At 66.2% G+C, this 23,579-nt stretch carries 21 protein-coding genes; 10 read left to right on the forward strand and 11 right to left on the reverse strand.

Annotated features, from left to right (window positions below; genetic code table 11):
- Together Q0D45_RS03075 and hisG are read right to left on the reverse strand one after the other, a co-directional pair.
- Positions 1-504, reverse strand: a 504-nt coding sequence (locus tag Q0D45_RS03075) for a histidinol dehydrogenase (RefSeq protein WP_293388347.1), incomplete at its 3' end; no start/stop codon positions are given.
- Positions 497-1,144 (reverse strand): ATP phosphoribosyltransferase, encoded by a 648-nt coding sequence (gene hisG / locus Q0D45_RS03080; protein WP_293388349.1) that lies wholly within the window; start codon positions 1,142-1,144, stop codon positions 497-499. The genes Q0D45_RS03075 and hisG, both read right to left, overlap by 8 nt.
- Positions 1,145-1,259: 115 nt before the next feature.
- Here hisG and Q0D45_RS03085 point away from each other — a divergent pair, with 115 nt between their 5' ends.
- Complete coding sequence (locus Q0D45_RS03085) at positions 1,260-2,666, forward strand: ethanolamine ammonia-lyase subunit EutB (RefSeq protein WP_293388351.1); 1,407 nt, start codon at positions 1,260-1,262, stop codon at positions 2,664-2,666.
- The gene (gene eutC, locus Q0D45_RS03090; protein WP_293388353.1) at positions 2,663-3,490 is read left to right on the forward strand and encodes an ethanolamine ammonia-lyase subunit EutC; all 828 of its coding nucleotides are present in this window, start codon (positions 2,663-2,665) and stop codon (positions 3,488-3,490) included. The genes Q0D45_RS03085 and eutC overlap by 4 nt, the downstream gene beginning before the upstream one ends.
- On the opposite strand, the gene Q0D45_RS03095 is transcribed toward eutC, so the two are convergent.
- From Q0D45_RS03095 to Q0D45_RS03125, 7 genes are all read right to left on the reverse strand, one after another.
- The gene (locus tag Q0D45_RS03095) at positions 3,478-5,661 is read right to left on the reverse strand and encodes a TonB-dependent siderophore receptor (RefSeq protein WP_293388355.1); all 2,184 of its coding nucleotides are present in this window, start codon (positions 5,659-5,661) and stop codon (positions 3,478-3,480) included. The genes eutC and Q0D45_RS03095 overlap by 13 nt on opposite strands.
- 186 nt (positions 5,662-5,847) lie before the next feature.
- Entirely contained in the window at positions 5,848-7,329 is a 1,482-nt protein-coding gene (locus tag Q0D45_RS03100) for an NYN domain-containing protein (protein ID WP_293388357.1), read from the reverse strand.
- Between the two features lie 65 nt (positions 7,330-7,394).
- Entirely contained in the window at positions 7,395-8,471 is a 1,077-nt protein-coding gene (locus Q0D45_RS03105) for a hypothetical protein (RefSeq protein WP_293388359.1), read from the reverse strand.
- A gap of 47 nt (positions 8,472-8,518) precedes the next feature.
- A complete protein-coding gene (murA, locus tag Q0D45_RS03110) occupies positions 8,519-9,775 on the reverse strand; it encodes a UDP-N-acetylglucosamine 1-carboxyvinyltransferase (RefSeq protein WP_293388362.1) in 1,257 nt (418 codons plus the stop codon).
- 147 nt (positions 9,776-9,922) lie between these two features.
- A complete protein-coding gene (locus Q0D45_RS03115; RefSeq protein ID WP_293388364.1) occupies positions 9,923-10,144 on the reverse strand; it encodes a BolA/IbaG family iron-sulfur metabolism protein in 222 nt (73 codons plus the stop codon).
- Positions 10,145-10,148: 4 nt separating this feature from the next.
- Entirely contained in the window at positions 10,149-10,916 is a 768-nt protein-coding gene (locus Q0D45_RS03120; protein WP_293388366.1) for an ABC transporter permease, read from the reverse strand.
- Positions 10,913-11,860, reverse strand: coding sequence for an ABC transporter ATP-binding protein (locus tag Q0D45_RS03125; RefSeq protein ID WP_293388368.1), 948 nt, complete (start codon positions 11,858-11,860; stop codon positions 10,913-10,915). The genes Q0D45_RS03120 and Q0D45_RS03125 overlap by 4 nt, the downstream gene beginning before the upstream one ends.
- A gap of 92 nt (positions 11,861-11,952) precedes the next feature.
- On the opposite strand from Q0D45_RS03125, the gene Q0D45_RS03130 reads away from it, so the two are divergent.
- The 8 genes from Q0D45_RS03130 (at position 11,953) to Q0D45_RS03165 (ending at position 21,108) form a co-directional block, all read left to right on the forward strand.
- On the forward strand, positions 11,953-13,719 hold the full coding sequence (locus Q0D45_RS03130; RefSeq protein ID WP_293388370.1) for a zinc ribbon domain-containing protein: 1,767 nt from the start codon (positions 11,953-11,955) through the stop codon (positions 13,717-13,719).
- Positions 13,720-13,729: 10 nt separating this feature from the next.
- On the forward strand, positions 13,730-15,211 hold the full coding sequence (locus Q0D45_RS03135; RefSeq protein WP_366946329.1) for a deoxyribodipyrimidine photo-lyase: 1,482 nt from the start codon (positions 13,730-13,732) through the stop codon (positions 15,209-15,211).
- A gap of 338 nt (positions 15,212-15,549) precedes the next feature.
- Complete coding sequence (locus Q0D45_RS03140) at positions 15,550-16,575, forward strand: MoxR family ATPase (RefSeq protein WP_293388374.1); 1,026 nt, start codon at positions 15,550-15,552, stop codon at positions 16,573-16,575.
- A 1-nt stretch (position 16,576) separates the two neighbouring features.
- Positions 16,577-17,461, forward strand: coding sequence for a hypothetical protein (locus tag Q0D45_RS03145; RefSeq protein WP_293388376.1), 885 nt, complete (start codon positions 16,577-16,579; stop codon positions 17,459-17,461).
- The gene (locus Q0D45_RS03150) at positions 17,458-18,600 is read left to right on the forward strand and encodes a hypothetical protein (RefSeq protein WP_293388378.1); all 1,143 of its coding nucleotides are present in this window, start codon (positions 17,458-17,460) and stop codon (positions 18,598-18,600) included. The genes Q0D45_RS03145 and Q0D45_RS03150 overlap by 4 nt, the downstream gene beginning before the upstream one ends.
- Positions 18,597-19,619 (forward strand): vWA domain-containing protein, encoded by a 1,023-nt coding sequence (locus tag Q0D45_RS03155; RefSeq protein WP_293388381.1) that lies wholly within the window; start codon positions 18,597-18,599, stop codon positions 19,617-19,619. Before Q0D45_RS03150 ends, Q0D45_RS03155 begins: the two co-directional genes overlap by 4 nt.
- Positions 19,616-20,185, forward strand: a complete 570-nt coding sequence (locus tag Q0D45_RS03160; RefSeq protein WP_293388383.1) for a hypothetical protein — start codon at positions 19,616-19,618, stop codon at positions 20,183-20,185. The genes Q0D45_RS03155 and Q0D45_RS03160 overlap by 4 nt, the downstream gene beginning before the upstream one ends.
- A complete protein-coding gene (locus tag Q0D45_RS03165) occupies positions 20,182-21,108 on the forward strand; it encodes a hypothetical protein (protein WP_293388386.1) in 927 nt (308 codons plus the stop codon). Before Q0D45_RS03160 ends, Q0D45_RS03165 begins: the two co-directional genes overlap by 4 nt.
- Here the strand turns inward: Q0D45_RS03165 and gmhB are convergent.
- A complete protein-coding gene (gene gmhB / locus Q0D45_RS03170; RefSeq protein WP_293388388.1) occupies positions 21,105-21,725 on the reverse strand; it encodes a D-glycero-beta-D-manno-heptose 1,7-bisphosphate 7-phosphatase in 621 nt (206 codons plus the stop codon). The genes Q0D45_RS03165 and gmhB overlap by 4 nt on opposite strands.
- Positions 21,726-21,777: 52 nt before the next feature.
- A partial coding sequence (gene glyS / locus Q0D45_RS03175; RefSeq protein ID WP_293388391.1) for a glycine--tRNA ligase subunit beta occupies positions 21,778-23,579 on the reverse strand: 1,802 nt, incomplete at its 5' end.

Consider the following 23,579-nt stretch of genomic DNA (forward strand, 5'->3'; position numbering starts at 1 on the left):
CACCACCATGATCAGTTCGCCAACGCCGGCGACCTTGGCCGGGATCGCGTTCATCAGCACGCTGGATGGATACGCCGCCTTGCCGCCGGGCACGTAGAGGCCGGCACGATCCATCGCGGTGACTTTCTGGCCGAGGCGATTGCCATGAGCGTCACTGAACTCCCAGCCTTCGAGCTTCTGGCGTTCGGCGTAGGCACGGATGCGTTCGGCGGCAGCTTCCAGCGCTGCGCGCAGCGCCGGCTCCAGCGAATGCCAGGCGGCTTCACGGGCTGCCTTGGGGATTTCCAGTTCGGCGGCCGAGGCGATGCTGCGGCGATCGAAGCGATTGGTGTAGTCGACCAGCGCGGCATCGCCGCGGGAGCGGATGTCGGCAATGATGTCAGCGACCACGGCGGTGACTTTCGGGTCGGCTTCCGGCGCGCGATCGAGCAGCGCACCGAGCTTCGCGTCGAAGTCCGCGGCGCGCGAATCGAGCCTGCCAATTTCCAACTTCTGGTCAAGCATTGGCGACCGCTCCAACGAAACGATCGAGCAGCGCGCGGATCGCGGCGTGCTTCATCTTCATCGCCGCCTTGTTGACCACCAGACGCGCGCTCGACGTGAAGATGGTTTCGATCTCGACCAGACCATTGGCGCGCAAGGTGCCGCCGGTGGCGACCAGATCGACGATGACATCGGCAAGGCCGACCAGCGGGGCGAGTTCCATCGAGCCGTACAGCTTGATGACCTCGACCTGCTCGCCGAGCGTGGCGTAGTAGCGGCGCGTCACTTCCGGGTACTTGGTCGCGACTCTCAGGCGACGGCCGAAGTTGTGACGCGGATTCTTGACCAGCGGCGAATCGTTCTTGGTCGCGACACTGAGGCGGCAGACCGCGAAGCCGAGATCGACCGGTTCGTACAAGGCACCGCCACCGTGTTCGAGCAGGATGTCCTTGCCGACGATGCCGAGATCGGCGGCGCCGTATTCGACATAGGTCGGCACGTCGGTCGGGCGGACTTCGAGCAGTTCCACGCCCGGATCCTGGGTGGGAATGCGCAGCAGGCGGCCGGCGTCGACGGACGGCGCAATACCCACCGCGTTCAGCAGCGGCAGGCAGTCATCGAGGATGCGGCCTTTCGACAGGGCCAGCGTCAGAGAGGTCATGGCAGCAGTTACAGCCAGGGATGGAGCGCGGCATTGTAATGGCCGCTGCCAGCACCCGCTTGCATGCGGCGCTGGCTCGACGCAGGCTCGGGGCAACGATGAGCCCCGATCGACCATGACTTACCACGCGACTGTCGGCATCTACCGCTATGTGTTCGGCTCGCTCGCAGAACTGCTGGCGAAAGCCTCGCCGATGCGCTCCGGCGATGCGCTGGCCGGCGTTGCGGCGGCCAGCGCCGAGGAGCGGATGGCGGCACGCTGTGCGCTCGCCGACCTGCCGCTGACCGCTTTCCTCGATGAAGCGCTGATCGCCTATGAAGCCGATGAAGTCACGCGACTGATCGTCGACACACACGACGCTACGGCCTTCGCGACGCTGCGCAGTCTGACCGTTGGCGGCTTCCGCGACTGGCTGCTGTCCGATGCCGCAAGCAGCGCCGTGCTCGCCGCCGTCGCAACGGGCATCACGCCGGAAATGGCGGCGGCGGTGTCGAAGCTGATGCGCAATCAGGATCTGATCCTGGCGGCGAAGAAGATGCACGTGGTCACCGCGTTCCGCTCGACGATCGGCCTGCCGGGACGGCTGGCGATCCGCCTGCAGCCGAACCATCCGACCGACGATGCCCGCGGCATCCTGGCAGCGACCCTGGATGGCTTGATGTACGGCGCCGGTGATGCCTGCATCGGCATCAATCCGGCGAGCGACGAAATGCCCAAGCTGCGCAGGCTGTGGGACATGCTCGATGCCTTGATCGCCCGCTACGAGATTCCGACCCAGAGCTGCGTGCTGGCCCATGTCACGCGGCAGATCGAAGCGATCGAGCTTGGCGCGCCGGTCGATCTGGTGTTCCAGTCGGTCGGCGGTACCGAAGGCCTGAACAAGAGCTTCGGCATCAACCTGGCGCTGCTGCGCGAGGCTCAGGAAGCGGCACTGAGCCTGAAGCGCGGCACCGTCGGCAACAACGTCATGTACTTCGAGACCGGCCAGGGGGCGGCACTTTCGGCGAACGCCCATCACGGCCTCGATCAGCAGACCTGCGAGGCGCGCGCCTACGCGGTCTGCCGCGCATTCCAGCCGCTGCTGGTCAACACGGTGGTCGGCTTCATCGGCCCGGAATATCTGTTCGACGCCAAGCAGATTATCCGCGCCGGGCTGGAGGATCACTTCTGCGGCAAGTTGCTGGGCCTGCCGATGGGTGTCGACGTTTGCTACACCAATCATGCAGAAGCCGATCAGGACGACATGGACACCTTGCTGACCCTGCTCGGTGCCGCCGGCGTCAACTACGTGATGGGCGTGCCGGGCGCCGATGACGTGATGCTCGGCTACCAGAGCACCAGCTTTCACGACGGCCTGGCTCTGCGAGAAATGCTCGGCCTGAAACATGCGCCGGAGTTCGAAAGCTGGCTGCAGCGTCTGCAGCTGATCGATGCCCAGGGCCGCTTGCAGGACGCGCGCAGCCTGCAGGCGCTGCCTTTGCACGAAGCGATCAATCAGCTCGGGGACGGACTGAAGCGATGAGCGAACTGCCGAAGCCCGTTGCCAGCGATGCACTGGCCCCCGCCGATCCACCGGCCGATCCCTGGGCAGAACTGCGCAGCCTGACGCCGGCCCGCATCGCCCTCGGACGCAGCGGCGCTTCCTTGCCGACCCGCGAGGTGCTGGCCTTCGGCATCGCTCACGCTCAGGCACGCGATGCGGTGCATGCCGCACTCGATGTCGATGCGTTGGCAACCGCGCTGCAGCCGCTGGGCCTGCCGATCATCCGAACGCGGAGCGCCGCCGAAACCCGCAGCGCCTATCTGGCGCGACCGGACTGGGGACGCCGGCTGTCACCGAGTTCGCGCGATGCGCTGGAAGCGCTGGCCCGCAGCGATGGCCCCGAGGTGCTGCTGGTGATTGCCGACGGCCTGTCGGCCGTTGCGCCGCAGCGACATGCATCGGCGCTGATATCGGCGCTGCTGCCACAGCTCGACGGGCTGCGGATTGGCCCGCTGGTGATCGCGACCCAGGCCCGAGTCGCGCTGGCCGACGAGATCGCCGAATGCTTCGGCGCCCAACTGGTCGTCTGCCTGATCGGCGAGCGGCCGGGACTGTCCTCGCCGGACAGCCTCGGTGCTTACATCACCTACGCGCCGAAGATCGGCACCACCGACGAGGCGCGCATCTGCATCTCCAATATCCGCCCCGAAGGCTGCGCGATCGGCGACGCGGCGACCTTGATCGCCGCCAGCCTGCGCGCAGCGTTCAAGGCGCGGCGATCCGGCGTGGCCCTGCGCGAGCCGTCGAAGGCGCTGGCTGGCGACGCTTCGACGGCAGCGGCACTCAGCGATCAGAAACCGTAGCGGACGGTCGCCGATACGCTCGCCGGCGGGCCGTAGTACAGGTTTCCGTATTCGTCGATCACGTAGTACTTCTTGTCGAGCAGGTTTTCGCCGTTGAGCTGCACCGACAGCTGCGAGGTCACCCGGTAGCGCGCCATCAGGCCGAGCAGCGAGTACGCGCGCTGACGGACTTCGGTGAAGCCGCTGGGGCTTTCGACGCTGACATGGTTCTCGGACTGCCAGTTGATGCCGCCGCCGATGGTCAGGTCCTGCAGCGCGCCGCCCAGCCGGTAGGTCGTGAAGGTGCGCACCAGGGTGCGCGGGATGTAACCCTTGATCGTGTTGCCATCGCTGTCTTTCATCGCGTAGTGCGACACGCCGATGGACAGGTTCCAGTCCTTCATCGGCTGGCCGCTGATATCGGCTTCGACGCCGCGGGTGCGGGTGCCGTCGACCTGCAGATAGGCCTGGCGGCGACGGGTCTCGTCATCGAGCACGAAATGCCCTTCGTCGATGATGGCGGCGTTGTCCTGGCGCGTGTCGAAGAAGGTCAGCGCGGTGTTCAGGCGGCTGTCGAAATGCGAGCCCTTGATGCCGGCTTCGACGCTGCGGCCATCGAGCGGGTCCAGGTACTGGCCTTCGCGAGTCAGGTTGTTCTGCGGATTGAAGATCTTGGTGTAGCTGGTGAACAGCGAGAATTGCTGGCTGATATCGAGAATCGCGCCGGCGTACGGGGTCAGCTTGCGGAAGTTCTGGACGTCGGCCTCGTTGGCGCCGTAGAGGTCGAAACGATCGCTTTTCCAGCTGCTGTAGCGCGCGCCGAGAATCACCCGCAGCGGATCGGCCAGCGACAGCCGCAGCGCTGAATAGGCCGCGGACTGACGCGTGCGGTCGCGGACCACGAGGGAGCCTTCGGTGGCGAATTCCGGCTGCGGAACGGAGCCGTCCCATTTGAGGAAGTTGCCCGGATCGGCGATCTCGCCGTATGCAAACTCATCGGTATCCAGACGCAGCCAGGAGCCGAGTGCGCCGAGCACGAACTCGTGCTTGCGCCCGAACAGATCGAACTTGCCGTTCAGGTAGGTATCCACCGAGGTCTGCCGGCTGGCGTCGTTGGCGCGGTAGGCGAACGGCACCAGCCCTTCGCCGGTGACCGGGTCGGGGAAGCCGTACAGGTAATACAGATTGGACTGTCCGTCGACGATGCGGCGCTGCGCCGTCGTGCGCAGCGTCCAGCCGTTGTCGAACGCATGATCGAACTGTGCGAAGCCGTTCTGGGTCCGGATGTTCCAGTAGCTGGACTGCGCGGCGGTGGTGACCGATCGCTTCCAGTCGGTGCGCGTGCCATCGCTGAAGAACAGCGGGAACGAACCCCAGGTATTGGCCTGCGGCAAAGTCTGCTGATAACCGTAACCGACACTGAGCCGCGTCCGCGGCGCCAGATCGGCATCGACGACGCCGTAGAACACGGTCTTCTCGTTGCTGTACAGGTCGGTGTACGAATCGGCGTTCTGATAGACGCCGACCACGCGCGCCCGGATCGTGCCGGAGCGGTTCAGCGGCGTGCTGATATCGCCAACGGCGCGGTAGTTGTTCCAGGAGCCGGCGACGAAGGTAGCCTCGCCATCGAAGCTGCGGCTATCGGCGTGCTTGCGCACCAGATTCACGGCCGCAGACGGGCTGCCGGCGCCGGTCAGCAAGCCGGTCGCGCCGCGGACGATTTCGATGCGCTCGAACAGCGCGGTATCCAGGGTGGCGTCGACGGCGCTGGTGTTCTGGTCGCTGGCCACCGGAATGCCGTCGTACAACGTGTTGTCGACCAGAAAGCCGCGCGAGGTGAACACCACTCGCTCGCTGTCATACGCGTAGGAATAAACGCCGGTGGTGTTGTCGAGGACGCTGCGCAGCGACTGCAGGTTCTGGTCATCCATGCGCTGCCGCGTGATCACGGTAACCGACTGCGGCGTATCACGCAGGCTCAGATCCAGCTTGGTCGCCGAGTGGCTTTCCTCGACGGTGTAGCCCGGTTGCGTGCTGGCCGCGACAGTGACGGTGCCGAGCACGACCGGCTGCTTGTCAGGACTGACCGTCTCGGCGGCAGGGTCGTCGGCGGCGGCGACCAGTACCGGCCAGCCCAGGCTCAGGGCGAGCGCAATTCGGAAATGATGACGGTGGGAGCGTGCTGCGGGCATTGCAGAAATCCTTATCAGGAGGCGGTGGTCTTGCCTGCCTAAGGAGCTGCAATGTCGGTGGGTGCGGCGATAGTAGTGGCTCCGACCTGGTCAGTCGAGCGTCATTTCGAGGTCAAGATTTTCTTTAGGCGCCTGAGCGATCCGGGCAGCCACCATCGCCGCCCGGATCGGCATCCCGCCTTGGTTTTACTCGCCGCCACCAGGGGCAGCAGCCTTGGCACGGCGCCGCGGTTTCGCGGCGGCTGGATCAGCCGCGGGCTCGACGGCAACCGGCTCGGCAGCCTTCACCGGAGCAGCCTTCGCCACCGCTTTCGCCACTGCCTTCTTCGGCGCCTGCTTGCGCGGTGCGCGCGGCGCTGCTTCGGCTTTCTTCTCGACCACGGCCGCCGCGGGTGCCACGACGATCGGCTCGGCTGAAACGACCACCGCAGGTGCCGGCGGCGGTGGCGCAACGACAGGATCGGCCGCGATTACCGGCTTCGGAATCGCCCAGGACGGACGGCGATCATCGCGACGCGGCGCCCAATCCTTCTCACCTTCGTGGCCGGCCTGCGCTTGCGGTCTCGGCGCCGGCTGCGAAGGCGGCTGCTGGGGCGGCTTCGGCTGATGCGGACGTGGCTCGTGCTTCGGCTGCGCGCGCGGCGCTTCGGGCTGCGCTTCAACGCGAACCTCGGCGACGACCTCGGCCTTCGGCTCGAATCTGAACTCGGGCTTCGGCTCGAACTTCGCTTCGGGCTTCGCTTCCGGACGCGCTTCGATCTTCTGCTCCTGACGAGTCTCGGGCTTCGCATCGCCGCCTTCGCGTACCCGCTTTTCGCGAATGAACAGCGCCCGCGAGCGGCCGGGTTCGCCGCGCTCTTCGACTTCGAACAAGGGGATTGCGGCGATCAGATCGCTGAGCTTCTTGCGGCCGTAGTTGCGCGGATCGAACTCGGGCATGCGCTTGCTGAGCAGGCTGCCGACGGCGCCGAGACCGACCCAGCCATCCTCGTCGCCGGCATCGGCCACCGCGGCGCGCAGCGGGCCAAGCAGTGCCGGATCGTCGATCGGCGCGCCACGCGCCGGGCGCTCGTCACCGGACGATGAACCTTCGGCCGGCTTCGCGGGCGGACGAACATTATTGGGCTGCGCGGGCGCCGGCGGCACCGGCTTGCCACGGCCGGGCGGCGGCACCGCACGTTCGGCATTGCGCGGCGGCGGCGCTTCGGCTGGCGTATCCGGCTCACCGTCACGCAACACCTCGACGAAGATGAAGCGGTCGCAGGCGCGCACGAACGGCTGCGGCGTCTTGCGTTCGCCGAAGCCGTAGACGGTGAGGCCGGATTCGCGGATGCGCGAAGCCAGGCGGGTGAAATCGGAATCCGAGGAGACGATGCAGAAGCCATCGAAACGCTCGGTGTAGAGCAGGTCCATCGCGTCGATGATCAGCGCGCTGTCGGTGGAGTTCTTGCCCTTGGTGTTGCTGAACTGCTGCATCGGCTGGATCGCGTGGCGGGCCAGCGTCTGCTTCCAGCTGCCGAGGTTCTGCGTCGTCCAGTCGCCATAGGCGCGCTTGGTGGTCGCGCGGCCGTACTTGGCGACTTCGGCGAGCAGGCCGTCGATGCGCTTGGCGTTGGCGTTGTCGGCGTCGATCAGGACGGCAAGCTGGGCTTGCGGGGAGGTTTCCATGGTTGTTCTCGTGATTGTTGATCGGCGCATATCGCGCGAGCGGGCGGAGCTTATCCGCTACGGCCCTATTGCAGGACTTTAAGTTCCAGCGGTTTCAATGCGGAGCCGCCGGTGACCGTGCGCCATTGGCCGGCGAAGCTGCCATCGGCCTTGCCGAACAGCGTGAATTCGACCAGCAAGGCTTCGCTGCCGGCCTCGGTCTCGAACAGCTTGGCCTTGCCGTTGCGCTGCACGCGGCCCTGCAGGCGGTGATAGCGGCCGTCCGCCTCGCGGGACCAGCTGGCATCGACACGATCGCCGTCGTACAGGCGCTCGACGACCAGATTGATCTTCTCCTTGTCGCCGATCGTGCCGGCATAGCTGCCCAGCCGCAGGCCCTGCTTCGGCGGCAGCGTACAGGCGGGTGCCGACGCTGCCGGCAACAGCGCGCAACTGCCGTAAGGCCCGAGATCCGGCGCCAGCGCAGCGAGCGGCAGCTTGACCTTCAGCGGCCGCAGCACGTCGAGTTCGAGTTGATCGGGTGTCGTGCAATCCGGGCGTTCCAGCGCCAGATGATCGATCGCCAGCAGCAGCTGGTTGTCGGTCAAGGTGTCGCCACGCACGGACGGCAGGCAGTCTTCGTAAACCTCGCGCTGCTCGGATTGCAGATCGTCCTTGGGGTTGAGCGTCTGCTGGAAATCGCGGATGCGCTGCACTCTCGGCGTGGCGACCTGCGTCCGCAGGCGGCCATAGCCTTCCGGCGTGAACAGATCGGCGAGCAGGATCGGCAAGCCGCTGGCGACGTCGAAGTTGTGCAGGTGCGAAAAGCCCACGCCGCTGCGCGTGCCGCTGATGCGAATCGACAACACCCGACCGTTATCGCCGACGATTTCGTAATCGAGCGCGCTCAGCGAGCCATCCTCGGGAAGAATGAGCGCGGCCTTCGCATCACGCGCGGGCCGCTGCTGCAGTTCCACCGCGAACAGGTACAGATTGATCGCGCGGAAGTTGGCGCCGTTGCCGGCGAGCTTCGGGAAGCGCAGTTCGGCGCCGCCGACGGGCGACTTCGCCTTGATGCTGTCGATGAGCAATGGCGCCGCTATCGCCGTGCCGCTGCTCATCAGTGCCGCTGCGAACAACAGCGCCTTGATGTCGATACTCATGCCTCGTCTCCGACCGTGATCAGCCGGGGACGTACCCACCAGCCTCGTTATTTGACTCGCTGAATCTTCGCGCCCAGCTGACCCAGCTTGGTCTCGATGTGCTCGTAGCCGCGATCGATATGGTAGACGCGGTCGATCGTCGTCGTGCCTTCGGCGGCGATTGCAGCCAGCACCAGCGCTGCGGAGGCACGCAGATCGGTGGCCATCACTGGCGCGCCGGTGAGCTTCTCGCGGCCGGTGACGATCGCGGTATTGCCTTCGATGCGGATGTCGGCACCGAGGCGCAACAGCTCCTGCGCGTGCATGAAGCGGTTCTCGAAGATAGTTTCGCGAATCGTGCCGACGCCTTCGGCGTAGCAGTCCAGCGCCATGAACTGCGCCTGCATGTCGGTGGGGAAACCGGGGTGCGCCATGGTGTGCAGATTGATCGACGCCGGACGCCGGCCCTGCATGTCGACCTCGATCCAGTCCTCGCCGGTCGACACTCGCGCGCCGGCCTGCTGCAGCTTGACCAGCACCGCGTCGAGCGCGTTCGGATCGGTCTTCACCAGCCGCACCTTGCCGCGGCTGATCGCGGCGGCAACGAGAAAGGTGCCGCCTTCGATGCGATCCGGAATCACCGCGTGGCTGGCGCCATGCAGATTGGCAACACCCTGGATGACGATGGTGCCGGTGCCGGCGCCGCGTATCTTCGCGCCCATCGCGATCAGGCAGTTGGCGAGATCGACGATCTCCGGCTCGCGCGCCGCGTTCTCGAGCACCGTTTCGCCGTCGGCGAGCGCGGCGGCCATCAGCAGGTTTTCGGTGCCGGTGACGGTGACCGTATCGAAGTAGATGCGCGCGCCTTTCAGCCGGGTCGCACGGGCCTTGATGAAGCCGCCTTCGAGTTCGATCTCGGCACCCATGGCCTTCAAGCCCATCAGATGCAGATCGACCGGCCGTGCGCCGATCGCGCAACCGCCGGGCAGGGAAACCTCGGCATGGCCGCGCTTGGCCAGCAGCGGGCCGAGCACCAGGATCGACGCGCGCATGGTCTTCACCAGCTCGTACGGCGCGACACAGGTGGTGATGCCGCTGGCATTGGCGGTGAACAGACCCGGGCCGGGGCTGGCGACGGCAACACCCATCTGCGCGAGCAGCTTCTTGGTGGTGACCACGTCGTGCAGGTCCGGCACGTTGGAAAGATTCAGCTCGCCATCGATCAGCAGGCTGGCGCAGAGGATCGGCAGCGCGGCGTTCTTGGCACCGCTGGCAGCCACTTCGCCGGACAGCGGGCCGTTGCCTTCAATCAGGAATTTGTCCATTCAACTCTCGTGACTCGGTGAAACCGCGCCTCACGCAAAGGCGCAAAGACGCGGAGGAACAGCGAAGCATCAAGACCTTCAAAAGGCTTCTGCTTCTCTTGGCGTCTTTGCGCCTTCGCGTGAGACCGCCGCTGATTCTCGACGGGTTCAGGCGGCGCGCGTCTTCAGCGCCAGCGCATGAATCTCGCGGCCCATCTTGTCGCCGAGCGCGGCGTAGACGGCCTGATGCTGCTTGACCATGCTCAGGCCGGTGAAGCCGCTCCAGCTGACATCGGCCTCGAAATGCTGGCCATCGTCGCCTTTGACTTCGATCACCGCACCCGGCAGGCCGGCATCGAGCAGGGCCTTGATCTGTTCCTTGGTCATCATGGGATTACTTCCTGAGTTTGTAGCCGGTCATCAGCATCCACAGCGCGACCGCAGAGATCGCGATGAAGAAGCCGGAGGTCCAGGCGAGGCTTTGCCAGATCGACACGTCCGAGCGGCCGAAGAAGCCGTAGCGGAAGCCATCGATCATGTAGAAGAACGGGTTCAGATGCGAAGCCTTGAACCACACGGCCGGCAGCGAGTGCACCGAATAGAACACGCCGGAGAGAAAGCTCAGCGGCGTGATGATGAAGTTCGAGAACGCGGCAAGGTGATCGAACTTCGAGGAGACGATGCCGGCGATGATGCCGAGCACCGCCAGCGAACCGCCGGCGAGCAGGAACATCGCGATCAGCGCCAACGGCTGGGCGATCGGCAGATCGACGAACGGGATCGCCACCACCAGCATCGCGGTGGCGACCAGCGCGGCGCGTATCAGGCCGGCGACGACATGGGCGAAGAAGAACTCCCAGTGGCCGAGCGGCGCCATCAGCAGGAATACCAGGCTGCCCATGATCTTCGACTGCGCCAGCGATGAAGACGAATTCGCGAAGGCGTTCTGCAGCACCGTCATCATCACCAGACCGGGCAGCAGGAACTGGGTGTAGGTAACGCCTTCATAGACTTCGGCACGGCCGCTCATGGCCTGGGCGAAGACCAGCAGGTAGAGCAGCGCGGTGACCACCGGCGCCATCACCGTCTGGCCCAAGACCGCCCAGAAGCGCATCACCTCTTTTTTGAGAAGGGTGTAGAAGCCGAGTTGGTTGGCGTTCATTTCGCGGCTCCCTGCGGGCTGGACAGCGCCTTGCCGGTCAGCTCGATGAAGATGTCTTCGAGATCCGGATCGCGGGTCGAGACATCGGCGATGCCGATGCCGGCCGAGCGAAGGGCGGCGAAGACGCTGGCGATCGGATGCTTCTCTCGCTCCAGCTTCAGCTCGACGGCGCCCGCCTTCTCGCTGGTCACCAGTTCACGCAGGCTGGCCGGCAGCTCGGCGCCATCGACCAGCTTCAGGGTCAGGAAACGGAACGGATGGCGGTTGAGCAGCGCTTCGGTGGTTTCGATGACCCGCACCACGCCCTTGTCGATGATCGCGATGCGCTCGCACATCTCCTGCGCTTCTTCGAGGTAATGCGTGGTCAGCACCACGGTGGTGCCCTTCTGATGCAGATCGCGCATGAACGCCCACAAGGTGCGGCGCAGATCGACATCGACGCCGGCCGTCGGCTCATCGAGGATCACCACCGGCGGCTTGTGCACCAAAGCCTGAGCGATCAGCACGCGGCGCTTCATGCCACCGGACAGCGATCGCATCATCGCCGTGCGCTTGGCTGACAGATCCAGGCGTTCGAGCATCTCGTCGATCCACGGCCAGACTTCCTTGCCGGCGCCGTAATAGCCGGCCTGGATGCGGAGCATGTCGACGACGTTGAAGAACGGATCGAAGACCAGTTCCTGCGGCACCACGCCGAGCTGCCGGCGCGCGGTGCGCCAGTCGCGCACGGTGTCGTGGCCGAGCACGGCGACGCTGCCTTCGTCGGCGCGGATCAGGCCGGCAATGATGCTGATCAGGGTCGACTTGCCAGCGCCGTTCGGGCCGAGCAGGCCGAAGAACTCGCCCTGCCGGATGTCGAAACTGAGGCCGTTCAATGCCTTGACGGCACCGTAAGCTTTGCGGACGCCGTTGATCGACAGGGCGGCCGTTGGGGATGTGTTCATGGATGTGAGGATTATATCCCCCGCACCGCTGCACACCGGCGGCGGGTCACGCTTCGGCGGCTACACTGCCCCGAACTCTGTCGGAGGCCGCCGTGAGCTACGAGTACAACCCCGAGTCGACCCGCTTCGAATTACCGAACCCGCATCGGGTCGAGAACCTGTTTCTCGGCGCGGCCTCGGTGATCTGTCTGGTCTGCGCGGTGGTCGCCCTGCTCGGTGCCCGCCATTCGCTGCAGCTGGGCAGCAACGGCGCTGCGGTGGCGCCGGTGGTGATCGCCGCCGTGCTGCTGCTGTTCGGGCTGGTGTTCGGCGTCAAGGCGCTGCGCCAGCTGCGCTTCTTCTTCGGCCGCAACCAACCGGTGGGCCTGGCGCCGCAGTTGCCGAAAGACGTTGAGGGCAGCAGCCCGGATGGTGAAGGCCTGCGCGAAACCATTCGCCAGAACGCGATCAATTACTCGGTGCCGACTGGCGCGATCGACAACCTGCTCTATTCGCTGGTCCGCGATCTGGTGTTCTCGCCACGCCGCACCCAGTACCTGGCGCGCGCCGAGTTCCACAACGCGCTCGGGCTGGGCTTCCTGCTGCTGTGCTTCGGCGTGTCGATCATCGGCGTCGGCTCGGGCGCGGTACGCGGCTGGGTAGGCGCGCTGTACTTCCTGCTGGTCAATGCCATCGTGCTGCTGCCGTTGCGCCAGGGCGCGCTCGGTGGCCGCAAGCTGTCGATCCGCGCGATCGTCGCCTTCATCATCGCGGCGATGATCGGCCCGCTGCTGCTCAGTCAGGCGATCGGCAATACCGGCATGCCGTTCAAGGGCGCCGTGCAGTTCGTGCCGGTGACGGTGGCGATCCTGGTCGCCGCGCTGATCGCCGCTTCGCTGCTGCTGAAGGCGGCCGTTGCCCAGGTGGTGAGGCCGAACCAGATCGCGATGGCGCAGCGGCTGCACACGATTTCGATGAACGCGCCGCCGGGGCAGATCTTCCTGGAGTTCGATCGCGAGATGCAGCGCAGCTGGACCGAAACCGTGCCCAACCGCATCTACCTGCGCAAGCTGCCGAAGCTCGGCAGCGCCCCGGCCGGCAGCTTTGAAGGCCATGCGATCGAGGAAACCCAGCCGTTGCCGAACGACATGGAACCTCTGAGCCTGTCGCGCTGCCTGTCGCTGGACACCTATCGCTGGCTGCTGATGCTCGACGCCTTCTCGCTGCTCGCCACTGCCAGCGGCGCCGGCATGGCGCTGTACGCCGCACAGGTGCCGCAGCAATGGGGCGCGATGCTGATCGGCCTGTCGCTGCTGCTGATCGCACGCTTCGGCTTCGATGGCGGCAACGCGCTGTGGCGGCGTTTCGAGTTCACCTCGCGCATCTACTGGCTGGAAGCGCACGGCAACTACCAGCGCGCGCAGACCTCGATCGGCACCTTGCTGCAGGACCGGGTCAAGACTCAGAAAGAGATCGTCAACGTCGAGGACATGAGTCTGCGGCTGTGGGTGGCCGAGGTCGACACGGTCAGCTTCGGGCCGGATACCGAACGTTCGCTGCTGTCGATCCGCGGCCTGCCGGACGAAGCCGAACGGCTGTCCGCGCATCTCGCCGATTTCGGCGTGCGCCAGGCCTCGATCATCGCGCCGAGTTCGCAGACCGATCTGCAGCGCCTCGCGGTGCTCGACAAGATCAACCCGCCGCAGGCCGCAGGCGGCAGCGCGCTGCCAGCCGGCGTGCAGCAGGCGCTCGGCGTTGCGCCGGCACCAGCCGCAGGCACCACCCGCTTCTGCACCCAGTGCGGCACGCCAGCCAATGCCGGCGCCGGCTTCTGCGGCCAGTGCGGCACTCGCCTGCCGGCACTTCCGACCGCGTCCTGATCCCTACTTCCTGCCGCCTGTGAGCACTGCCCTCGTCTGGTTCCGGCGCGATTTCCGCGTTGCCGACAATCCCGCGCTGATCGCTGCACTCGCTGGCCATGATCAGGTCCTGCCGGTCTACCTCCACGCGCCGGACGAAGAAGCGCCGTGGCAGCCGGGCGCAGCCAGCCGCTGGTGGCTGCATCACTCGCTGACCGCGCACTCGGCTCGCCTCGCCGCACTCGGCTCGCCGCTGGTGATTCGCGCGGGCGCTGATTCGCTGGCCGAACTGCGCAAGCTGGTGAAGGAAACCGGCGCGACGGCCGTGCACTGGAACCGCCTGTACGAGCCGGCGCTGATCGCTCGCGATACCCGGATCAAGCAGGCGCTGCGTGACGATGGCCTCGACGCCGAAAGCCACAACTCGGCGCTGCTGGTCGAGCCCTGGGAGGTCAAGACCGGAGGTGGTGATCCTTATCGTGTGTTCACGCCGTTCTGGCGCAATGCCGGCAGCCGCAACGTTCGTGAACCGCTGGCCGCGCCGAAACGGATCCCGGCGCCGAAGAAGATTCCATCCAGCCTCGGCATCGACAAGCTGAAGCTGCTGCCGACGATTCGCTGGGATGACGGCTTCTATGCCGACTGGACACCTGGCGAAGCCGGGGCCTGGACGCAAGCTGAAGCCTTCTTCGCCGATGGCGCGGCGCGATACAAGGAGCAGCGCGACTTGCCGGCACAGACTTCGACATCGAGCCTATCGCCGCATCTGCACTTCGGCGAGATCGGCCCGGTGCAACTGGTCCATCGCACGCGGCGGCTGGTCGGCGAGCGACAGGTGCAGGGGTTGACCGGCAACATCGAGCACTTCGTCCGCGAACTGGGCTGGCGCGAGTTCTCGCATCACCTGCTGTTCCATTTCCCGACCACGCCGGATCAGCCGCTGTACCCGAAGTTCGCCGCGTTCCCGTGGAGAGCGCCTGAGGATTACGCCGCCGATCTGCACGCCTGGCAACGCGGCCGCACCGGCGTGCCGATCGTCGATGCCGGCATGCGCCAGCTGTGGACCACCGGCTGGATGCACAACCGGGTGAGGATGATCGTCGCCAGCTTCCTGACCAAGAATCTGCTGATTCCCTGGCAGGAAGGCGCGCGCTGGTTCTGGGACACCCTGGTCGACGCCAGCCTGGCGCAGAACTCGCTAGGCTGGCAGTGGAGCGCCGGCTGCGGCGCCGATGCCGCGCTGTACTTCCGCATCTTCAATCCGGTGCTGCAGAGCGGAAAGTTCGACTGCGCCGGCGTCTATCTCCGTCACTGGGTGCCGGAGATCGCCAGGCTGCCCGACGCCAGCCTGCACGCACCCTGGGAGGCGAAGCCGGCGGTGTGGCTGGCGGCGAAGTTTTCGCCGGGGCAGGACTATCCGAAGCCGATCGTTTCCCTGAGCGAATCGCGTGATCGCGCGCTGGCTGCCTATGCCCGGATCAAGGGGCCGGATACGTCTTCGCCGCTACTCTGAGAAAGCGGCGAGTGGGCCGTTAGTGGTGCCTTTGGGGGACACTCGCGCGTAACAAGCCGCGCCTGTCGACACAGGGGCGCGCACTGCGCCACGGCTGCGCCAATCTGCGTTAACTTCGGACCACTAGATGGGCGCCCAACGAGGCACCTGCAAAGTTCTGGAGGAGCTCGCATGACCCGGTTGCCGTCTGCCCGGCTGTCCCTTGTCGCTTGCAGCCGCGCGCCCGGCACAGCCCGGGCGCTGCTTTCGCGTGCGCCTGCCTCCGCCTGATCCCGACTCCCTGATCCGTCCCCGCTGCGCGCCGACCCCGCGCGGCCACCACGCACGAGCGCGACTCGATGTCGAAGATTGCCGATACGCAGCTGCAGGACTGGCGCAACCAGGCGCTGAAGATCGAGACCGAAGTCGGCCGCGCGGTGATCGGCCAGCCGGATACCGTGCGGCTGATCAACATCGCGCTGTTCGCCCGAGGCCATGTACTGCTCGAAGGCGATGTCGGCGTCGGCAAGACCACGGTGCTGCGGGCGTTCTCGCGAGCCATCGGTGGCGATTTCGAGCGAGTCGAAGGCACGGTCGATCTGCTGCCGGGCGACCTGATCTATCACACCTATGTCGATGACCAGGGCCGCCCGCGCATCGATCCCGGCCCCCTGCTGCGCCACGGCGAGCGGCTGGTGACTTTCTTCTTCAACGAGATCAATCGCGCCCGTCCACAGGTGCAATCGCTGCTGCTGCGCGCGATGGCCGAGCGCACGGTGTCGGCGTTCAATCGCGAATACCGGTTTCCGCACATGACCGTGTTCGCCGATCGCAACAAGATCGAGCGCGAAGAAACCTTCGAACTCGCCTCTGCCGCGCGGGACCGCTTCATGTTCGAGCTGCGCATGGCTACACCGAGTGATCCGGCGATCCGCCGCGCGCTGGCCTTCGATCCGGCCTTTCACGACAGCGATCGCCTGATCGAAACGGTGCCCGCCGGCTTGCTGCCCTGGGAGCAGCTGAACGAGATCGGCGCCGGTATTCAGGCTTCGGTACGGGCCAGTGTAGCGCTGGAAAAATACGTGCTCGCGCTCTGGGAAGCGACCCGCAATCCGCTCGCCGCCGGCATCCAGATCGACAACGTCGACATGCGCCGGCTGATCCTCGCCGGTGCCAGCCCGCGCGGCGTGTCGGCGCTGGTGCGCGCAGCCCGCGTCGTCGCCTGGCTCGCCGGCCGCGACTACCTGGTGCCGGACGATATCCAGGCGGTGTTCCCGTCGACGATGGTTCATCGCGTGTTCTTCACGCCGGTCTACGAACTGCGCCGCGCCGAACTCGCCGATGCGCTGGTCGCGCAGATTCTCGAGCGCGTCCCGGCACCTTGAGATGAGCCAGGCCAGCGATTTCTACTATCGCCTGCCGATGCGCGCCGGCGGTCAGCGGCCGGGCTCGCATCCGGGCACCAGCCACGGCAATGGCCAGGAATTCGTCACCCACGCGCCGCTGTTCAGCCATCCCGATCCGCGCCGGCTCGATGTCCGCGCGTCGATACGGGACGTCCGCGGCGAGTGGCTGGTGCGGGTGATGCGCCAGCGGGTCGGCGTGCCGGTGCAACTGGTCGCCGATGTCTCGGCGTCGATGCTGTTCGGCGCGCGCCGCTCCAAGCTCGCGGTGCTCGCCGATCTTGCGCGGGCGATCGGTGCCAGCGCATTTCGGGTCGGTGACGCGGCCGGCATGGTCGCTTTCGATACCGTCGAGCGCGAGGATCTTTACGTGCCGGCCAGCTTGAGCCGCGGCGTCGGCCACGTGATGGCCGCCCAGCTCGAAAACCCGGCGCTGGTCGAACACGCCGAGGCCGGCGAGCGCCATCGCGGCGATCCGGTCGAGGGCTTGCTGCAAGCCTTGCAGCGGCTCGCCGGCCGTCAATGCCTGGTGTTCCTGGCTTCCGATTTCCACTTCCCGCTGGCCCGGCTCGATGAAGCGCTCGACACCTTGTCCCGCGCCTACATCGTGCCGGTGATTCTCTGGGACCCGGCTGAAACCGAGCCGCCACCGGCCAATGGCCTGATCGCGCTGCGCGATGCCGAAACTGCCGCGCGGCGGACGATGTGGCTGCGGCCCAAGCTGCGCGAGCAATGGCGCGATGCCGTCGCCGAACGCCGCGCCAGCCTGCAGACCTTCTTCTCGAATCGCGGCCTGCGGCCGTTCTGGGCGCAAGGCGCTTTCGATGCCGATGCGATGTCGGAATATTTCTTCGAGGCGAACGCATGAGCCGCGCGAGCGCCCTACTCGTCTTCGTCCTTGCAGCGCCGCTGTGCGCCGTCGCGCAGGACCCGCCGAACCGCGATTACCAGCCGCCGTTCAAGGGCGAAGCGGTGTTCGATCCGCGCCCGGAAAAGCGCGCGGCGGCCACTGCCGAAGCCGAGCGCAAAGCCGCCGAGGAAGCGGCGGCGATCGAAGCGGCGACGGTGAAGACCGAGCCGGCGCCTGCCGCATCGCCGCCGGAACCTGCGGCCAGCCCGGCACCTGAAGCTGCGCCGATGCCGATCGCCGAAGGTTATCTGCCACCGACACCGGAAGCGCTGGCCGCTGCTGAAGCCGCCCTGCGCCCGCCGCCGCGCACGCCGGTCGAAAATCCACGCGCCTATGGGTATCTGGTCGGCGATCTGCTGCTGCAGAAGGTGCAGCTCAGTGTCGATGGCAAGCCGGTGGAACTGGCCGAACTGCCGGGCCGCGATCGCTACGGTGTCTGGATCGCGCGGCGCGCAACCACGGTCGAGCGACATGCAGACGGCTCGCGCTGGCTGGTCATGGAGTACCAGATCGTCAATGCCTCGAAGGATGTCGATGTCATTGCGCTGCCGAAGCTGAAGCTGCGCACGACGACGCCGGATCTGTTCATCGACGTGCCGGACTGGCCGATCACCGTCGGCGCGATCACTTCCGCGCAGATCAGCAACCAGGGCGCGTTGCGCGCCTTGCAGCCGGATCGCCCGGCGCCGGTGATCGATACCGATGCGATTCGCCATCCGCTGAAACTGGTGCTGGCCGCGCTCGTCGCCGTACTGCTCGCCTGGCTGGCCTGGTGGCGCTGGCGCGAATGGCAGGCTTCCGAGCGGCTGCCGTTTGCCCGCGCGCGCCGCGAGCTGAGTCATCTCGCGCCCGATTCCGAAGCCGCTTGGCGTTGCCTGCATCAGGCTTTCGATGCGACGGCCGGCAGAGTCGTGCAGCCGGCAACGCTGGCGCTGCTGTTCCGCGCCGCGCCGCATCTGGAAGCGGCGCGCGATGCCATCGAGCGCTTCTACGCCGAATCCGCCGCCCGCTTCTTCGGCGGCCGTGACGGCAGCAGCCTGTCGCCGAACGCGCTGTGCGCGCAGTTGCGGGCAATCGAGAAGCAGCACGAAGCATGATCGACGGCGCGCCCTCGCTGCCGCTCGATTTCGCCCAGCCCTGGGCTTTGCTGCTGTTGCCGCTGGCACTGCTGCCGCTGCTGCGTCGGCGCCGCGAAGAGCTGACCTTCTCCTCCCTGCCTTGGCTGCCGGAGGATTCGCTCGGCCGCTGGATCGAACGGCTCGGCCGTGCGGCGGCGGTGCTGGCGATCCTTGCCACGGTGCTGGCGCTGGCCAGGCCGGGCCGGCCGGAATGGGAAGTGGAGCGCATCGGCCGCGGTGCCGAAATCGTCGTGCTGTTCGATTCGTCCTTGAGCATGGATGACGAGATGGTGGCCCGCGGGGCGCATCCGAAACGGCGTCGTGACAGCCCGCTGCGCAAGCGCAATGTCGCCCGCGAGGCGCTGTCCCGCTTCGTCGAGCGGCGCAAGGAAGATCGCTTCTCGCTACTGATGTTCGGTGCCGCGCCGTTTCGCGTCACGCCGTTCTCGCAGTCGCCGGAAGTGATCCAGGCCGGCATTGCTGCTGCCGGCATTTCCAACGGCCTGCCGGGCACCGATCTCGGCCGTGGCCTGATCGCCGCACTGAGCCAGTTCGAGGGCCGCGCGTACTCGGGCAGCCGGGTAATCCTGCTGGTCTCCGATGGCGCTGCCGAGATCGACGACGCGACGCGCCAGCGCATCCGCGACGGCATGGCCAAGCATCGCGTGGCGCTGGACTGGCTGTATCTGCGCTCGGCGAACTGGCCGCGGCTTGACGACGAGAAGGAGCCGGAAGCCGTCGGTCTGATCACCGACGTGGCGATGCACCGTTTCTTCAAGACCTTGCCGACCACCTACAAGGTGTTCGAAGCGGAAAGCCCGGACGCGGTTTCGAAAGCGGTGGCCGAGATCGAGCGCCAGCAGAACCTGCCGCTGGAATATCGCGAGCGGATTCCGCGCCGCGATTTCACTCACCTGTTCTACGGGCTGGCGATGGTCGCGGCATTCGCGCTGCTGATCCATCGCGGCCTCACCGTGCGGAGCTTCCAGACCTCGTGAAACGTCGCCCCATTCATCTCGCTTTCGGCCTGACCGCGCTCGCCCTGGCCGGCACCGCGCTGGCATTGGGCCTGCGCCTGCAATCCGCCGAGCGCGCCAATACGGTGATCGACGAAGCCTCGGCTTATGCCGCCGAGGCGAGCCGGATCGCCGAAGGCGGCGGCCAGTTGGTGGCGCCGGTACTCGACACGCCCGAAGCGGCGCTGGCCTTCGCAGTCGCCATCGCCCACACCGAGGATTACGAACGCGCGCTGAAAGCGCTCGAAGCGCTGGCGCAATCGCCGCGTGACGACATCCGCCTGATCGCCCGCTACGACCTTGCCAATCTGCACATGCGGCAGGCGCGCTTGATCGGCAACGAGCAGGTGGCCAAGGGCCGCACCCTGGTCGAGCTTGGCAAGCAGTCCTACCGCCGCGTGCTCGACGAAGACCCGCTGCACTGGGAAGCGCGCTACAACCTCGAGCGCGCGCTGTGGCTGGAGCCGGAGGCGGACGACGGTAATGTCGACGTCACGCCGCCGCCATCGGTCGAACGCCCGAACGGCGACAAGCCCGAGCTGCCGTGAGGCCCGGCTTCGGTGGCTATCTGCGGAACGCGCTGCGCGGCGGTGGCTGGCTGCTGCTGCCGGTGTTCGTGCTGCTGGCGACGGCGGCCTGGCTGCCGAAGCTGCCGGTGACCCGCGATGCCTATGATCACCTGGTGATCTTCGACGTCTCGCAGAGCATGAACGTCGAGGACTATCAGCTCGACGGCAAGCCGGTCAGCCGTCTCGAATTCGCCAAGCACTCGGTCGCGGTAGCGCTGAAGAATCCGAAATGCGATACCCGGATCGGCTGGGGCGTATTCGCCGGCCGCAAGATCGTCATGCTGCTGGCGCCGGTCGAGGTCTGCCGCAATTACAGCGCGCTGCTCGAAGCGCTGAGCGGCATCGACGGCCGCATGGCCTTCGAGCGGTCCAGCGAAATCCAGGAAGGCCTGCTGTGGACGATGATCAATGTCCGCGATCTGAAACCGCTGCCGACGGTGATCTTCATGACCGACGGCCAGGAAGCGCCACCGCTGCCGCCGGAACGGGTGCGCAACTACGACGGCCAGATCGGCGAAGTGCGCGGCTGGGTGGTAGGCGTCGGCGGTGACGAACCGCGGCCGATCCCGAAAACCGACACCGAGGGCGCCCGCATCGGCTACTGGCGCGGCAGCGAAGTGCTGCAATGGGCGGGTGCTGCATCGTCGACCGGCGGCACCAGCCACGAGCACCTGTCGGAACTGCGCGAGCCGCATCTGCAGCAGCTGGCCAAGACTGTCGGCTTCGACTATCTGCGCCTGGTCGACAGTCATTCGCTGGATCAGGCACTGCACGATCGCAAGCTGTCACAGCCAGCGGAAGTCGAAACCGATCTGCGCTGGATTCCCGGCGGGCTGGCGCTGCTGTTGCTGGCTGGCTGGTTCTGGCCGGACTGGCGGCCTTTCAGACGGCCAGCTGCCTAGCAGGACTGCGCTACAGAACGCTCTATATGAGTGCGCGCGAAGGCCAGAAGGTCATCGTACACCTCGATATCAGCCGCGTCATGCTTTGTTTTGGTGCGTTTTCCGTTCCCGGAAAGCACTAAAACGGGGCGCGCTCCGGCTGCGCGAGCCGCTTCCAGATCGGAGCCGGAATCGCCGACGAAGGGCACGCCGTCCAGGCTGATATTCAGGCGCTTGGCAAGATCCTTCAGCATGCCGGGCGCCGGCTTGCGCATCACGCTGGCCTGGTCCGGATGCTCCGGCGCGTAGAACACGCCGTCGATACGGCCGCCGAGTTCGGCCAGCGCGCGCTGCATCTTGTCGTGGATCTCGAACAGCGCATCGAAATCAAACAGGCCGCGGCCGATGCCGGACTGGTTCGACGCAATGAACACCCGGAAGCCGGCCTGACACAGCAAGGCAATGCCTTCGAGGCTACCGGGCACCGGATGCCATTCGGCCACCGACTTGATGAAGTTCGGGGAGTCTTCGTTGATGACGCCGTCCCGATCGAGAATCACGATTTTCATGATGGGGATGGTAACGCCGTCCCTGGCGCGGCTGCGGCCTCGTTTACGATCGCCGGCCCGGCCATCCATGGCCGGGCGTTCGGCCTACCGGCGATACGATTCAACGCATCGCCGGTAGGCCTCACCCTGGCAGGCAGGAAATATCAGCGACCTCACGGCACACCCGATCCAGCTGCCGGAGCAGCGCCAGGCGGTTCGCGCGCACCGCCGGATCATCGGCCATCACCATCACGCCGGTGAAGAAGGCATCGACCGGCGCCTTCAGGCTGGCGAGCTGCTTCAGGCGCTCGGCGTAATCACTGGCCGGCGCTGCGTTGACCGCGTTCAGCACCATGTAAAGCTCTGATTCCGCTGCCGATTCGAACTTAGCGGCATCGACGTCCGAGCCGCCGTCGCCGGCCTGCTTCAGCACGTTGCGGACACGCTTGTGAGCGGCGGCGAGGCTGGCCGCTTCCGGCAGCGCCCAGAAGCTGTGGATCGCCCGCAGACGCGCTTCGAAATCGAGCGGCTGGGTGATGCCGAGCGCGGCAACCGCTTCGAACATCTCGACGGTCACCGGACGGCCATCGAATTCGCTGCCGACGCGCCAGGCGCGATGGCGTTCCTGAACGAAGGTCAGCAGTTCCTTGAGCGTGGCTTCGTCGCGCTTGCCGGCCGGCAGTTCCTGCAGCGCTCCGCTCAGCAAGTCGCGCAGATCGAGCGGCAGCCTGCCTTCGACCAGAATGCGCAGGATGCCCAGCGCGGCGCGGCGCAGCGCGTACGGGTCCTTGCTGGCCGTCGGCTTCTGACCGATCGCGAAGATGCCGGCCAGGGTGTCGAGCTTGTCGGCCAGCGCCACGATCTGGCCTTCGACAGCCGACGGAATCGAGGTGCCGGCCTGCGTCGGCAGGTAATGCTCGCGGATCGCATCAGCGACAGCCTGCGATTCGCCGGCCTTGAGCGCGTAATAGCCGCCCATCACGCCCTGCAGCTCCGGAAACTCGTAAACCATCTTGGTGACGAGATCGAACTTGCAGCGCCTGGCGGCACGCGCGGCGCCCTCGACCTGCTCGGCGTTGATCGCAGCCTTCTCCGCCAGCTTCTCGGCAACCACGAACGTCGCCAGCGTGTGGATGCGCTTCAGCTTGTCGGCAACGGTGCCGAGGTCCTTCTGGAACGTCGCGGAAGCAAGCTTCTCGGTGTACGGCGCTTCGTCGGAGAACGGCAGCTTAAGATCCTGCTGCCAGAAGAAAAGCGCATCACTTAACCGCGGCCGCACCACGCGTTCATTACCCTGGATGACCTGGGCGACGTCCTTCGATTCGATGTTCGAGATCGTGATGAACGAAGGCAGCAGCTTGCCGGACGCCGGCGATGCGGTGTCACTGGAGCGAAGAGTATCGGGGCCGTCGTCGCGCCCCCCTCCCTCACCCACGCTTCGCGACGCCGTGTCGGGGGGCGCATCGAACACGGTGAAATACCGCTGATTGGTCTCGACAGTCGCGACGATGACTTCCGGCGGCAACTCCAGGAAGCGCTCCTCGATGCGCCCGGAAATGACCACCGGCCACTCGACCAGCGCGGTCACTTCATCGAGCAGGCTGGCATCGATTCTGGCGGTTCCACCCAGTTTTTCGGCTTCGGCCTTGATCTGGCGCTCGATTTCATTCTTTCTGGTGGCAACCTCGGCCCAGACCTTGGCCTTGTTCAGGCTTTCAACATAGCTTTCCGGGCTCACCAGCGGGATCGCCGCGGGGGCATGAAAGCGGTGACCGTAGCTGAGACGGCCTGATTCCAGGCCGAAACGGCGCAGCGGAATGATGTCGGTGCCGAGCAGCGCGGTCAGACACTGCACCGGGCGAACGAAGGTTTCTTCACCGGAGCCCCAGCGAATGCGCTTCGGAACCAATTCATCCATCGATTTCAGGGTTTCCTCGAAGATTT

This window comes from Nevskia sp., assembly GCF_023266035.1.
Lineage (GTDB): Bacteria > Pseudomonadota > Gammaproteobacteria > Nevskiales > Nevskiaceae > Nevskia.

What these genes read in the sequence shown, in the direction of transcription:
- Q0D45_RS03140 (WP_293388374.1), top strand. Translation starts at nt 15,550, where the DNA reads ATGTCGAAGATTGCCGATACGCAGCTGCAGGACTGGCGCAACCAGGCG.
- Q0D45_RS03085 (WP_293388351.1), top strand. Translation starts at nt 1,260, where the DNA reads ATGACTTACCACGCGACTGTCGGCATCTACCGCTATGTGTTCGGCTCG.
- Q0D45_RS03145 (WP_293388376.1), top strand. Translation starts at nt 16,577, where the DNA reads ATGAGCCAGGCCAGCGATTTCTACTATCGCCTGCCGATGCGCGCCGGC.
- Q0D45_RS03120 (WP_293388366.1), bottom strand. Translation starts at nt 10,916, where the DNA reads ATGAACGCCAACCAACTCGGCTTCTACACCCTTCTCAAAAAAGAGGTG.
- murA (WP_293388362.1), bottom strand. Translation starts at nt 9,775, where the DNA reads ATGGACAAATTCCTGATTGAAGGCAACGGCCCGCTGTCCGGCGAAGTG.
- hisG (WP_293388349.1), bottom strand. Translation starts at nt 1,144, where the DNA reads ATGACCTCTCTGACGCTGGCCCTGTCGAAAGGCCGCATCCTCGATGAC.
- Q0D45_RS03095 (WP_293388355.1), bottom strand. Translation starts at nt 5,661, where the DNA reads ATGCCCGCAGCACGCTCCCACCGTCATCATTTCCGAATTGCGCTCGCC.
- Q0D45_RS03115 (WP_293388364.1), bottom strand. Translation starts at nt 10,144, where the DNA reads ATGATGACCAAGGAACAGATCAAGGCCCTGCTCGATGCCGGCCTGCCG.
- eutC (WP_293388353.1), top strand. Translation starts at nt 2,663, where the DNA reads ATGAGCGAACTGCCGAAGCCCGTTGCCAGCGATGCACTGGCCCCCGCC.
- Q0D45_RS03105 (WP_293388359.1), bottom strand. Translation starts at nt 8,471, where the DNA reads ATGAGTATCGACATCAAGGCGCTGTTGTTCGCAGCGGCACTGATGAGC.
- Q0D45_RS03155 (WP_293388381.1), top strand. Translation starts at nt 18,597, where the DNA reads ATGATCGACGGCGCGCCCTCGCTGCCGCTCGATTTCGCCCAGCCCTGG.
- Q0D45_RS03125 (WP_293388368.1), bottom strand. Translation starts at nt 11,860, where the DNA reads ATGAACACATCCCCAACGGCCGCCCTGTCGATCAACGGCGTCCGCAAA.
- Q0D45_RS03150 (WP_293388378.1), top strand. Translation starts at nt 17,458, where the DNA reads ATGAGCCGCGCGAGCGCCCTACTCGTCTTCGTCCTTGCAGCGCCGCTG.
- Q0D45_RS03100 (WP_293388357.1), bottom strand. Translation starts at nt 7,329, where the DNA reads ATGGAAACCTCCCCGCAAGCCCAGCTTGCCGTCCTGATCGACGCCGAC.
- gmhB (WP_293388388.1), bottom strand. Translation starts at nt 21,725, where the DNA reads ATGGATGGCCGGGCCGGCGATCGTAAACGAGGCCGCAGCCGCGCCAGG.